8 protein-coding genes and 2 pseudogenes are annotated in these 12,321 nt (G+C 56.3%); 7 read left to right on the plus strand and 3 right to left on the minus strand.

Features of this window, described 5'->3' with window-relative positions; all coding sequences use genetic code 11:
• Positions 1-307: 307 nt before the first annotated feature.
• The gene (locus OWC48_RS44330) at positions 308-793 is read right to left on the minus strand and encodes a hypothetical protein (RefSeq protein ID WP_282525670.1); all 486 of its coding nucleotides are present in this window, start codon (positions 791-793) and stop codon (positions 308-310) included.
• Positions 794-1,581: 788 nt separating this feature from the next.
• On the opposite strand from OWC48_RS44330, the gene OWC48_RS44335 reads away from it, so the two are divergent.
• The gene (locus OWC48_RS44335) at positions 1,582-1,782 is read left to right on the plus strand and encodes a hypothetical protein (protein WP_282525671.1); all 201 of its coding nucleotides are present in this window, start codon (positions 1,582-1,584) and stop codon (positions 1,780-1,782) included.
• Between the two features lie 540 nt (positions 1,783-2,322).
• Here the strand turns inward: OWC48_RS44335 and OWC48_RS47270 are convergent.
• Positions 2,323-2,553, minus strand: a pseudogene (locus OWC48_RS47270) (hypothetical protein); the annotation flags it as partial.
• A 511-nt stretch (positions 2,554-3,064) separates the two neighbouring features.
• Between OWC48_RS47270 and OWC48_RS44345 the strand changes: the two are divergent.
• The 6 genes from OWC48_RS44345 to asnB all read left to right on the plus strand — a co-directional run bounded on the left by OWC48_RS44345 (position 3,065) and on the right by asnB (position 11,833).
• Complete coding sequence (locus OWC48_RS44345; RefSeq protein ID WP_282525673.1) at positions 3,065-3,361, plus strand: hypothetical protein; 297 nt, start codon at positions 3,065-3,067, stop codon at positions 3,359-3,361.
• Positions 3,362-4,522: 1,161 nt separating this feature from the next.
• Positions 4,523-6,028 carry a PLP-dependent transferase gene (locus tag OWC48_RS44350; protein WP_282525674.1) on the plus strand — a complete coding sequence of 502 codons (1,506 nt, stop codon included), beginning with the start codon at positions 4,523-4,525 and terminating at the stop codon, positions 6,026-6,028.
• Between the two features lie 413 nt (positions 6,029-6,441).
• Positions 6,442-7,656, plus strand: coding sequence for an MFS transporter (locus OWC48_RS44355; protein ID WP_282525675.1), 1,215 nt, complete (start codon positions 6,442-6,444; stop codon positions 7,654-7,656).
• Positions 7,657-8,286: 630 nt separating this feature from the next.
• Entirely contained in the window at positions 8,287-8,898 is a 612-nt protein-coding gene (locus tag OWC48_RS44360) for a CDP-alcohol phosphatidyltransferase family protein (RefSeq protein WP_282525676.1), read from the plus strand.
• A 29-nt stretch (positions 8,899-8,927) separates the two neighbouring features.
• Positions 8,928-9,710: a formyltransferase family protein gene (locus tag OWC48_RS44365; RefSeq protein ID WP_282525677.1), complete on the plus strand. Its 783-nt coding sequence runs from the start codon at positions 8,928-8,930 to the stop codon at positions 9,708-9,710.
• A gap of 230 nt (positions 9,711-9,940) precedes the next feature.
• A complete protein-coding gene (asnB, locus tag OWC48_RS44370) occupies positions 9,941-11,833 on the plus strand; it encodes an asparagine synthase (glutamine-hydrolyzing) (protein ID WP_282525678.1) in 1,893 nt (630 codons plus the stop codon).
• 292 nt (positions 11,834-12,125) lie between these two features.
• Here the strand turns inward: asnB and OWC48_RS44375 are convergent.
• A pseudogene (locus OWC48_RS44375) lies at positions 12,126-12,321 on the minus strand (IS3 family transposase); the annotation flags it as partial.

Raw genomic sequence — 12,321 nt, forward strand, 5'->3', positions numbered from 1 at the left:
CTGCCGAGCCTGCTACGCTCCGTGGAGCGATGCGCTCCCGCGCGGGCTTTGAGCGGCGACTGCTGTATCGTTCCGTATCCTGGGGTCCGCCATGCGGGGCCGCAAAAAGCTGGAAAGCGATCTCCTGGGTCGTGGGTGATGACCCGTGCAGGATTGCATGCATCATGCGCTGGATGGCGGACCTGCCATCCAGTGGGGCAGTGCAGCCTATAAGCGGCAACCAGAGGCCTCCTCGACTTGGCAACAACGCCACGGTAACGACGTTGAGACACGCGATCAGATTATAAGAATTGCGGCGCAATCAATTTCAGAAGGATAGAGGAGGACGTTGCTCGGGTTTTCTGACCTTCAAAGCGCGCCTTTTCATGGTCTCGGTCAGTTTTTTGGTTCTGGAGTTTGCGGGTAGTCTAGGGCGTGACCGCTCAGACGATCCAGTTGACCCTCCCTCTTGATTCATTTTCATCAGTTCCGCGCTAACGAACCGGCTTACTCCCGAGCGGATCATCAGAACATCAGGTTCGAACGACACAAAGAATACTTCGCGCATTCGAAGGATTGTCGGATTACGCGCCGGACTGTTTTGGTCTTCCAGATTAGCCCTCTGCAGCCGATGCCTGAGCGCTAAGCCTGCTGGCGAGCTTACCCGCTCCTGAACAGCAACAAGATCCCCAAAAACGAAGTGATCGAGCTTTTCCTGCTGTGCGGCGATGATCTCAAGACGTTTCGCCGCGTGGTCCGCCAGTGAAAGATGTACGACACGGCCATCCCGCGTGCATGGCCTGCGACGCAGCAACCTCTTCCTCTCCAGTAGTTTCGATTGCGTGGTGACGAAAGAAGGATCAATCCCGATCAGGTTGCAAGCACGTCGACCGGAACCCCCTTGTCTTCGTCCCCATCCGCCAGCGTCATCAGAGCATCATTTGTGTCCCGGTAATGCCAAGCGCAGCTGCGCGAAATTGGAGAAGATCATTCAGGCATGCATTGATCAACCTCATCTCGCGCGTGAACTAACTGGCCTCATCGCGACCAGGTCTGTTTCAAGGACGTGTGGACGAGCTCGCCGCCATTCTATGCAAGGTGCTCGGTCCTCAAACTTTGGCATGCAAAGTTCGACAGGAACAAGGCTGTGGATTAACTGAATGCAATCAGCAAAGTACCGCGCGTAGCTCACCATCCGGCCACCACTACTCCCCGCAGTCGCCGCCTCTATTTTGGAGGTCTCCTGCACCCGACCACTCCGATTCACATGCTTCGTAACTTCGCACAATCGCTGAGCTGGGATTCGTCGAAAAAGTACACGCAATCGAGGAATTTTGGCGCTTTAGGGGTACGTTCAGCTCGTCCACGACCGCCGTCTCGCTAGGGCTTGCAAGGCAATATGAATCCAGGGATCGGTATCGGCCAGCAAACGACCGGTACAAGCGGGGAAAGTGTTAGGAACGTCACAGGAGGCAGAAGGAGCTTGGCGCTGACGCAGACGAGAAATTCAACGCAAAACGGTATCGGAGTTTCGGTTGCTCAATCCATTCAACGAGGGAAACGCGCTGTGCTATCATGCTGTTCAAGTAGGGGAGGTCTCCGATGTTGGATGCTACTACGACCGCACTTCTGCGGGAGATCCTCGAAGAGGTCTGCGTAAACGTTTCTCGGAGTGAGAGCGGCGTCCGTGCACATGTCGCCTCAAAGATTCTGGAAGCCGCTAGCAAAGGAGAGAGAACGCGCGAGCGTCTCAAGCAGATAGGCTTCGATGCGCTTCGCCAGGCGCCGGGCATGTGGCGATAACAGACTATCGTGATGTCGTCGGTCAAGTGCGACTCACGGTCTGGACTGCCTTCGATAGGTGATCGCGCTCCACGTGATCATGGGGCGGTGGCTTACAAGAGCGCATACCTGAAAGCTCAGGGGCGGGCGGCAGATCAAAATCAATCGTCCACTCAACGGACCAGCCTCCGTGCCCTCGGTGCGCCTGAGCGCTCTTGTCGATGACGCGATACGACGTCCGGTAATGTAGCTTGTGAGAGTTACCGCGAATCTCAGCTTCCGCGCGCTCTCCTCTTGCCCCTATCCCGGCGACTCCGCTGCCGCGATGTGGCCGTCGCTCTCACGAGCGGTCCGTTCCAAACAAGATGCGAGCGCCGACGATGGCGGCCGAGCTTAAAGCTTGGCACCACGCTTCGAGAGAGAGTTTGTCAACTCGAAGCTAAAGCGTAATGTCCACGAGATGGCCCGTGTCGTTGTGGACAGGTGTCCTGGCGGCAAAAGCTGATAAGCCTTATTCCGAAGACGTCTGCATCGTTCGCCCACGCACCAATGGGCGCTTCGTCATACGACGGCCGTTTCTACCGTCGGCAGCGGATTGACGTCGAACGCGTCGGCGTAACTGCCCCACGAATATGCCTGCAGGTCGACCAGAGAGTCATCCCACATGCTGTGGAACGTTGACGCCCGAGTGTATGCCCTGCCGTCGGAACGCTTAGCATGCAAGACGATGTGCAGTTTGTTGCCGCCTCGATCGCCCTGGCGTTTGCTTGCATGCAGGGCCTGATCCGAATCTCCAGCAAGGTGAACAACGAGTTTGAGCGCCCGCGATCTGTCTTCTTGTGAGCGCGAACTGTTACTTTAAAGTTGCAATGGCCGCAGGTAAGCCTTACGCATCTGCCCTGGCTGTTGATGTCCTTGCAATCGAGAGCCACTTCGTAGCTCGACCGCTCAATGCCGATATCGACGAAGTGCTACCGATAGGAGTCCTTGCCTTCTGGCGCGTTTGGAGTCGTCGGCTCAGGCTGAGATCGCAAATAGAGAGGTGTCTCCGATCAGATCCTTAAGCTCAGTTTGCGCGCCGCTGAGCCAGTTCTGCAACCAAAGAATGACCTAGCGGACCTCATGCGACGGCGGGCAGAGTGCTGGCGACAAAAGCTACGGTGCAGCGGTAGTAGAAAGTCTGAGCGGCCTCACTATGCTTCCTCAATAAAGCTAGCAGGTAAGGTTATTGGCCGCCGAGGTCCTAGGGCTATGGTACGTTGATCGGTGGCATGGGCGCAGTCGGGCGCGGCACGAAGTCAGCATGGAGCTGACCGCGTGCCGACAACAGATCGCAAAGACCGCAAGAAGAATGAAAAGAACGCGCATTGAACAAAATAAGTCAGAGAACGTTATCGCAACTATGAAGCGGCTCACATCCGATGCGTCAAGAGCGAAGGGATATTTGAAGACCTGCAGCACGCGAGGCGCAGCTCTGGCGCAAGAGTTCAAGAAATCCATGCGCCTTTCGTCGGGTGGCAAAATAGCGAACATTGCCCTGACAACGATGAAAATCATGCATTCGCTCCCCACAAGAGAAGAAATTGTGCGTCGGATCTGAACGAAAATGCCGACTACACGAGAGGGCGGCGGCTGTATTCGTTTTCGAGGACATTCCATGTGGAATTATGACCTTGTTTCGGGTAGCCTCTTGGCCCTTGCCGCCGCCGGTGTCGTGCTTCTCTGCTCTAGCCCGCTCGCGTTTGTTTTGATTTAGGCGTGAGAAGGCCATCGCCCCATCCTCAGTAGCCGCGCGGAAGCTTGAAGAAGCTCTCCCAAAGTCAACTAATTGGCGAGCGCGGTGAACTCTTGGCTGGAGAGCGCGCCATGTCGACGGGTTTTGCGTTCGACCAGAAGGGCGGTCTTGAGACTGGCGTGGACGGCGCAGAATAGGCCGAACTCCGACGGCGGGGGCGTTCGGCCCTGCGCGCGACTGGCTCAGTGTCACGAGCGGTCCGGAATGCGATTCGCGGGCTCGAGATGCACTCGGACGCAGAATCGAGCGGTAGCAGCGAGAGTTTTCTCCCTGCGCCTGAAGTGCCGAAAACATGATGCACCTTGCTGACGCCGCTCAACGGTCAAAATCGGCGAACGATGGCGATTTGTCGGCGATCGTTGAGATGCGACCAGAACCGGCAATTAGCCGGCCGACTGCTTCACGCCCCAGGAATTGCGATCTGCATCGTCAACTGGACAAGCCTCAACATGACGCACTCACGCTCCGATCATCGGAATGGGAAAAGCTCGCTAACGGTAAAGCGATACGACGCTTTGTCAGGTTTGTTAGGTTCGCCACACTCGTGTTTCGATTGTGTCGCAGAGCCGAACGGATTGAGAAGAAATAAAGCGGGAGTCCGCCGCATCAGCGAAGTGGCACGAGTTTTGATGCTCTTGCTTGCGACGCGGAAGGAGTTGCCGAGTAGACATCATGCTTCGGGGTGCCGTCATGGGTGGCGCGGAGGAGGGAAAGCCGCACAACGGACGTCCGTCAAATCGCATGCTATTAGATGCTGAGCATAGATCGAAGCTCCGACGCTATGCGCGAGTCCTTGTCGACCCTTGGAAGAAGGTTGCGAAGACTGACCCCAGCCGCCTTTGCTGGACGGCGAGTGCTAGTAGAGCAGGGTCCAGATCTTGTACGCGCTCGAGCTACTCTTGTTTCCTTGACGTCAGCAGTGCGATCGGCGTCGGCTCTGACCGAAAGTGTTAGAGAGGTACTTGAATGAGCTTAGATGATTGCGAGCGTGCGCCGCATGACGGCCCCGCTGCAGGTCAAGTTTTCCGGGCTCTCGGCGTTGAACCGATCGTTAATTGCACCGGCGTACGTACCTCTTACGGCGGATGCAATCCAACGCGGTCTGTGCTCGCCGCAATGGAAGCCTCGGGTCAAGGCTTTGTCGTTCTGAATGAACTGGCGGAAGCGGTTGGACGGAAATTGGCTGCGCTCACCGGTGCCGAATGGGGTCTCGTGACCGCTGGAAGCGCAGCAGCAGTAAGTCAGGCGATTGCTGCTTGCGTCGCTGGTAACGATCCAGAAAAGATGCTGAAGCTCCCGTTACGAGGCGAGAAAGTGGTAATTGTCGCTGCTGATCAGCGAATGGCTTACGAGCATGCAATTCGAGCAGTCGGTTGTATGGTGCTTCCTATCGGCCGCGCCGCAGACCTGGATCAGCGTCAAATTGAGAAGATCGCAGCAATATGCGTTGTTGCCTCAGATATTCCAAAGTCGGTCTTGTCCTTCGAACAAATTGCTCTGCGCTCCAAACAACTGGGAATTCCGCTGATTGTGGACGGGGCCGGAGTAGCCCCAAGATTTCCCAACGTTTGGCTTCAAAATGGAGCCGATCTACTGATCCATTCAGGCGGCAAGTATATCAGCGGACCTCAATCTACTGGCTTCTTACTTGGCTCGGAAAGATTATGCAGAGCTGCGTACCTGAATGGGCCTCCTGGCCAATCGTTTGGTCGGTCAATGAAGGTCGGAAAAGACGAGATCATTGGCGCTTACGTCGCGTTGGAGCAATGGGTAAAGGGAGGGGCTGCTCGTGCGATGGAAAGATGGCGCGAGTGCATTTCGATAATGAAGCGCGAGTTTTTGAGCGCTCCTGGCCTCTCTGTCGAAGAGCTAGAACCAGACGCTGCATTCTGTAATCCACGAATAGCAGTTTCTTGGGAGGTTAAATCATTCTCGGCGAACACCGACCTGATCGTTAAAAAGCTGGCCAGCGCTCGCCCACGCATTGTGTTGCACGACTGTTGGCAACGCCCGCAACGGATTGTAGTCGATCCGACCAATCTGACCAAAGCCGAAGCCGAGATCGTAGGCCGTTCGATCGTTCATGCCATTACAGAACCGCCTTTAGCGCCAGCGGCACCACCAGAGGGCGCTTTCGAGGAGCTGGCGGGAGCATGGCAGGTCTATATCGACTTTCTTCACGGCAGCGCTGTCCATGCGTTCATGCTGCGACAGGATCGCCAAAATATTGCGGGCACGCACGTCGGCGCGGAGGTCTCGGGCAACTGCCGGGGCAACATAATTGGATCGAAATTGAACCTGTTTTCACAATTGCCGGGCGATCCATTGGGCTTAGACTATGAGTTCGAAGGGACCCTTCGCGATGGCAGCCTGACGGGCGTTGTTCACTTGGGTGCATCCGCAGCCAAGTACAGCGGCCTTACCTTTAGGCGGCAATTCGGACAAGCGAGTTGGCGCGCTGAGCGTACCTGAACAAATCATTACCGGTGGTGTAAAATGTGCAAGTCGTCGCTAGGGGCCGGTGCTTTAAAGGTAAGTCCTAGCAAACTGCAGATGCTGAGGAAGGATCGTCTTCGCCGGAAAGTCAGCCCAGTCCATGCTCGCATAGTTTCATTGGCCGTGGCCAAGCTGATTGCGTCGTTGGCTGCCCGGAATGCAGTGCGGGCCGGACCGTTTGATAGTGTCGTTAGTGTAGACCAAGGTTACATAGAGGCCTGCCGGCGAGGTGCGTGGTCGAGGCGTCACAACCCGCCCGAACGGCGGTTGACAGTCGGCCCGCCCCGTCGTTCGCATCATCACATGGCTGGAACGAAACTGATCGGACAAATCAGGGGCGAACAGGGCCTATTTGCGCAGGTGCTCCGCATTATCTAGGCACTCGGCATATGCGCCCGGAACCGAGAAGATCACGACCCGTCCGGGAGGATGATAGGCTGATCGTTGCGGCGCTGGGCGGTGCAGGAATTATCAGCTACGGCACGCTTTATTATTGCGTGGCGGCCATTGCAAAAGAGGCGTCCCGTGACCTCGCAGTCACAGAGGAGTGGATACTCGGTTGTTTCTCCTTAGCTTTGCTTGCCAGTGCGCTGATAGCGCTGGCTGCCGGTCGCCTCATGGACAGATACGGCGCAGGCAAGACAATGAGAGTCGCCTCATTCGCTGGAGGTGCGAGCCTGGGAGTTGCAGCAGTTTCTTGGAATGCGGTCGTTTTTGCAATCGCCCTATTCGGTATGCAACTTGCGTCGGCATTTCTCTTTTATGAGGCTGCGTTCGTGTTCTTGGTACAGCGAGATGCGGTGCATGCGAAATGGCAAATGGCTGCCTTGACATTGATCGTCGGTTTCTCGTCAACGCTGTTTTGGCCGTTGACCTCGTTGTTGCTCACGTCGATATCCTGGAGGCAAGTCTGTTGGATCTATGGAGGCTGCAATGTTCTCCTCGCCCTCCCTTTAATCCAATTGGCTCTCGGGAAGTCCTCCGCAAGGCTTGGAGAACAGAGCACGGTCTGTGGCTCGCAAGACAAGCCCTCTTCCAAGCCGATTGACCTCGTCCTCATAACGGTAGGCTTCTCGCTGACGACATTTGCTTTTTCAGCATTACTTAGCCGGATGATTCCCATCCTTTCGTCGATCGGCTTAGACCTGCAGGAGGCAGCCTTGGTTTCCACGCTCTTCGGCCCGTCACAGCTCGCAGTACGGCTGTTTGCAGGATCGTTTAGTGAGAGAATATCCCCTATTCAACTCACCATTCTCTCATGCGTTATGCTCTCGGCGGCGACATTCACCATTATACTGGCGTCTCACTCTCTCGTCGGAATTGCAATCTTCGTTGCCTTGGTTGGGTTTAGCTCTGGTCTAAACAGCATCTGCCGTGGAAGCTTGCCGCTCTCAGTCTTCGGACCGGACGGGTATGGAACACGGGTCGGGTTGATCACCGCTTTCCGATTGTCGACGGCCTCGTTTGCGCCATTCTTCTTCAATTTCGTCCAAACCAACTGTGGCGTGGGGCTTGCCTTGGCCTCTCTAGCCGTCTGCGCAGTAGGAAGCACGCTCTCATTCGCACGCGTGAGTGCCCGTTCGAAGCGGGAGCCAGACCGTTGAAGAAGTAGGCTGATTGGCCTGACGGCGAGGCCGACGTAAACTGGATCGTCAATAGACGTCCGCCAGCTTAGATGAACGATCGCAAGTGTCTGAGCTTAGGCTTATAATGCCGACCTCGACGTTCTCGCGCATTCCGGAGAGCCGTGGTGTGCGAGAGGGGCGATCAACGGAGCGGTCCAACTGCAGCGCCGAATGGGAGACGTATCTCGGCTTCGCGGGGCCAAAGCTCTAAATGACAGCTGTCCCCCAGCTGACGAGCTGCACGTTGGGATTATCTGGTACTCTAGAGTTGGTCATCGCGATCGCGACCGCCATTCGCCGCGGTGTTCCGCCCATTTTGCGTCTTGCCTGGGGCTTGTCAGCAGCGCCCGCTAGCGGTCCTTTCGAGGCGATTGAACAGCAGCGTGTATGCGAAAAGGCGTCAAGTTGGCTGACGATAGCTCGAGCCCGCCTCGTCCAATTTCGGATGAAGGGAAGAGCTGCCGTCTTTCGCGGAACCATTAAGCGGTCCTACCAGAATCGGTAGTTTGCGGACATTTCGGACCTAGCCCAATTTAAGTTGCGGTTGGCGACCAGCCGCAAGGCAGAGAGTTCGATCGCTCTCGGCAGAAAGAGTAACATCGAGGTTCGATGATCGCATACCTATCTGACCGCGCAAATGCCGTTACTGCCGTGGGGCTCCTGTGTTCTGGCGCAGCGATAGGGCTCGTGGTGAAAGGACACTATGAGGCGGGAGTAGCGCTCGGACTCTGGGCGATCATCGCTGATGATGTCGACGGCGAAATTGCCCGGCGCACCAAGAAACGGACGATGGCCACCAAAGCCATCGGTAAAGCTCTCGATGCGTTCTCGGACCTCATCTTTGGATCAGTCATCCCGGCGATTGTCATCGCATCTTTTATCGAGTCTCCAACATCTCCGTTGTTCACAGCGTTCCTTTTATTGATCGGAGCTCTTCGTCTGGCCTATTTTGACCATTTCGGATTGGACGAGCGTGGTCGTTCGACCGGTCTACCACTCTCATACGCTCTGCCAGCGCTCGCGGGGATCTTGCTCGTTGACCACACTATTGCGCCGCTTGAGTTAGGTGTGGTTCTTCCTGCATTCTTTGTACCGCTATCCTTGCTCCACATCGCGCCGTTCAAGATCAAAGCCTCGGGCAGTCTTGTACATGTGATAACCATCGGCGTCGCGGTCACTGCGTCCGCCGGGCTGCTGATTACGAATAGAGCGGGTCAATAAGCGGGCTTGCAATGTCGTAAGGACGAGAAATGTCGAGCTTAACTAAGAGCGTGGTATTTGCTGGCACCAGGGGACTTGCGACCCGTTGTCTTCTGTTCGTCATCGAGACCTGCGGCAAAGAGCACATCGCTGGCATTCTCGGCGCTTCCCGGTACGAGAAAGCTTGGTGGAGGCATGAAACCAATGAGGAGCTTTGGCAAGTCGCAGACCGCTTCGGAATTCCATTTTTCGAGTCGATGGACGACGTTCCTCTCGGAACGCTTCTCGTGAGCGTCATGTGGAACAAGATTTTCCCGGCCCATATCCTTGCACGATTTGACGGAAGAGGCATTAATCTTCATCCCGCCCCGCTACCTGAATATCGCGGCAGTTTTGCGCGGACGCATGCCATACTCAATGATGACAAGAGCTTCGGGGTGACTGTCCACTATCTTTCGAAGCAAGTCGACAGAGGCGATATTATCGGCGAGTTGCAGTTCCCCGTGCTGCCTTCAGAGACAGCTCTCTCTTTAGATACCAGAGCGCAACTTTATGGGTACGCGCTCTTCTGTCAGGTGTGGCTCCGTTTGTTGGACAGATCGGCCAACTGTCGCTCACAAGACGAGTTGATCACTCAAGATAAGCGCAAGCCTCGCTTCTATTACATGCGCATGATGACCGGACTTTTGGAATCGGCGGACGTCCCGCGGAGCGGAGAAGAGCTCGAGCGGCTCTACCGCGCTTTATATCTGCCCCCACGGATTGAGCCTCCGAAATGGCTCGTCGAACGAGTCCTGACCAACGAGGTTCGGACGCTCATTGGAGGGCTCTAGGGGCAAGGTTTGACTTGGCGCGCAGCGCAGCAGCAGGCCCCAAATATGAGACCGCGCTTCTCGTGGACGTCCGCGACGGCCGAAGTGTGCCTGCGAGTTGCCGCTCATGACTGACCGGGGCCCGAGCGCTGGAGGTTGTTTTTGTAGGCATCCAGCCTATCGAGAGATGCCGGCGAGCCGGCGACCCGACCGATTGGGGAGCCGTCTTTAGCACGCAGAGGAGGCTAGCTGTGTGTGGGATTTGTGGATTCATCGGACGAATCACTGATGAGTCAGTGACCGAGCGGAACCTCGCGCGCTGCGCTCAGACGCTGGCCCATCGGGGCCCCGACGCGAGTCGTAGCTGCGTGACCTCTTCCTTTGCCTTTGCGCATCGAAGGCTCGCGATTATCGATCCGGATCCTCGCTCAAACCAGCCGTTCCTCGATGAGGAGCTCGGGCTAGCCGTCACGTATAACGGGGAGATCTACAATTATCGTGAGTTAAGGCAGGACTTGCTCCGGCGCGGATACCGATTTCGCACAGAGTCGGATACGGAAGTACTTTGCAAGGCATTTGCTTGTTGGGGGATTGATAGCGTCAAACGTCTGCGGGGAATGTTTGCTTTCGCAATCCACGATCGCAAGACCGGGACGGCGTTCCTTGTCAGAGATCGGCTCGGAATTAAGCCTTTATACTACGCTCGCGCGGACAATGGCCTTGTCTTTGCCTCACAGCCGTCAGCCATCCTGCAGTGGCCAAGGGTCCGCTCGAAGCTCGATCCGGTTGGATTATCAAGCTTTCTCTCCTACCGTTCCGTCTTCGGCGAGAGGACGTTATTTGCAGATGTGCGGAAGCTGCCACCTGGAACCTGTTTGAAAATCACGGCTCAATCGCACGAGCTCACACGTTGGTGGGATCCTGCCAACCTCGATGAGAGTAGTGATTGCAATTCTCTCGAAACGTTGATTGGCAGCGCCGTGGAGGAACATTTGCTGCCCCACACTCCAGTCGCGGCGCTGCTTTCCGGAGGGCTCGACTCGAGTGTCTTGGCTTTCGAGCTTTCAAGGCACTCGTCGCAAAAGCCGACATGCTTTACTGGAATCGTAAGTGACGATGTGTACGATGAAAGCCCTTATGCGGTCGAGGTTGCGAAATCCCTCAAGCTCGCCCACGTCTTGGTTCGGCTGCCCGGGGCAACGAGCCTGGATGTCGTTAAGCGCCTTACCGCATTACGTGGTCATCCAATCGGCATGCACAACGAAGCGGCGATGTATTTGCTTGCGCGGGCGGTCAGCCACTCTCACAAGGTCCTCCTTACCGGCGAAGGTGCCGATGAAATTTTCCTTGGATATAGCCGGATCTTCAGGTTGTCCTTCGACCTTCGTCGACAGGCGCTGCTGGCCGCTTTGCCAGACGTCATTGGCCGCCCGGCGCGACGCCATCTGGGCCTTCCCAAGTTCAAAGCGAGCGAATTCGAGTTCTTTCTTGCGCGCTACACTTACTTTCCCCAAGCCGAAAAGCTGGGGCTGGCGACACCGGCATGGAGAAAGGACATCGGTCACGATGCGGAGCTGATTGGCTGGATGAGCAATGCCTACCATTCAGGCGGCGCCACTCCGGTCGAGCGCATAAGGCAGTTCTTTGTACGGCATCATCTCCCGGCGCTGCTCGAAATGGTCGACAACACCACAATGGCGGCGGGGGTGGAGTCTCGCGTTCCATTCACAGACCACCGAATCGTTGCGCTGGCTCTGCGCATGTCGTTCTCAGAACATCTGCGTTGGAAACATGCCTTCGCCCCGTTTCAGGCGGCCTTCACGCCGATCGAGAAGTTTAGCGAAACGCTTGACGTCTCCAAGGCCGCGCTGCGCACGCTTTACAGAGATCGTCTACCCGCAAGTGTGGTCACGAGAAGGAAGCTCGGATTTCCGTTGCCGTTAGGTAAGTGGGCGACGGAGCAGAGCTCGGCGCCTTTTCGTGACTTAGTCTTCAAAGACTCTCCCGCGATCGCCGATTATCTCGATATTGGCGCTCTCCGGCGATGGTATGCACGCCACTCTCAAGCGGCGAACGATACATTCGGAAAACAACTCTGGTTGATCTGCAATCTAGAAGTCTTCCTTCGTGAACTATCTTCATAGATCTTTGTAGGACCGAATCCGGTGGGGCGAAGGCAATCCGGAATTCCGCGCCGATCAGCGTTCAAGTCTCGAGCCGATCGGGGCGGAGCTGCAGAATGCCAGGCGCCGATAGGGAAAATGTGTGGATGCGCGCGATTCACCGCATGATGCCTTCTGAGGGCAGCTGGAACTGCGCTCAACTACGAGAATGCATTAGGACGTGAGTGAAGGATGTTGACCATGATAGCCGCCTGACGGGTTCGCGCGTCCACTGAAAATGCTCGTTTTGACGGGCTGACCTGAGCCCCAAAGGTCATCCAGCGATGGGCGGAATCCTTTGGTCATTTGAGCCTGTGTGGCTTGGTGATGCAACGGGACGGAACGCGGAGCCCTCGACACAGCGCAGCGTCCCGTCCCGTTGCATGTCGGACGCTGTTAGCCTGGCGTAAGTTGATGGCGGCAGGTTGCCGATCCCGCTGTGCGGACGAACGGTGTTGTAATCGTCCTGC

This window comes from Bradyrhizobium sp. Arg816 (assembly GCF_029989365.1).
Lineage (GTDB): Bacteria > Pseudomonadota > Alphaproteobacteria > Rhizobiales > Xanthobacteraceae > Bradyrhizobium.

Excerpts from the sequence above, each read along its gene's own strand:
- OWC48_RS44335 (WP_282525671.1), top strand. The coding sequence starts at position 1,582 with ATGTTGGATGCTACTACGACCGCACTTCTGCGGGAGATCCTCGAAGAG.
- OWC48_RS44345 (WP_282525673.1), top strand. The coding sequence starts at position 3,065 with ATGGAGCTGACCGCGTGCCGACAACAGATCGCAAAGACCGCAAGAAGA.
- OWC48_RS44350 (WP_282525674.1), top strand. The coding sequence starts at position 4,523 with ATGAGCTTAGATGATTGCGAGCGTGCGCCGCATGACGGCCCCGCTGCA.
- OWC48_RS44355 (WP_282525675.1), top strand. The coding sequence starts at position 6,442 with ATGCGCCCGGAACCGAGAAGATCACGACCCGTCCGGGAGGATGATAGG.
- OWC48_RS44360 (WP_282525676.1), top strand. The coding sequence starts at position 8,287 with ATGATCGCATACCTATCTGACCGCGCAAATGCCGTTACTGCCGTGGGG.
- OWC48_RS44365 (WP_282525677.1), top strand. The coding sequence starts at position 8,928 with ATGTCGAGCTTAACTAAGAGCGTGGTATTTGCTGGCACCAGGGGACTT.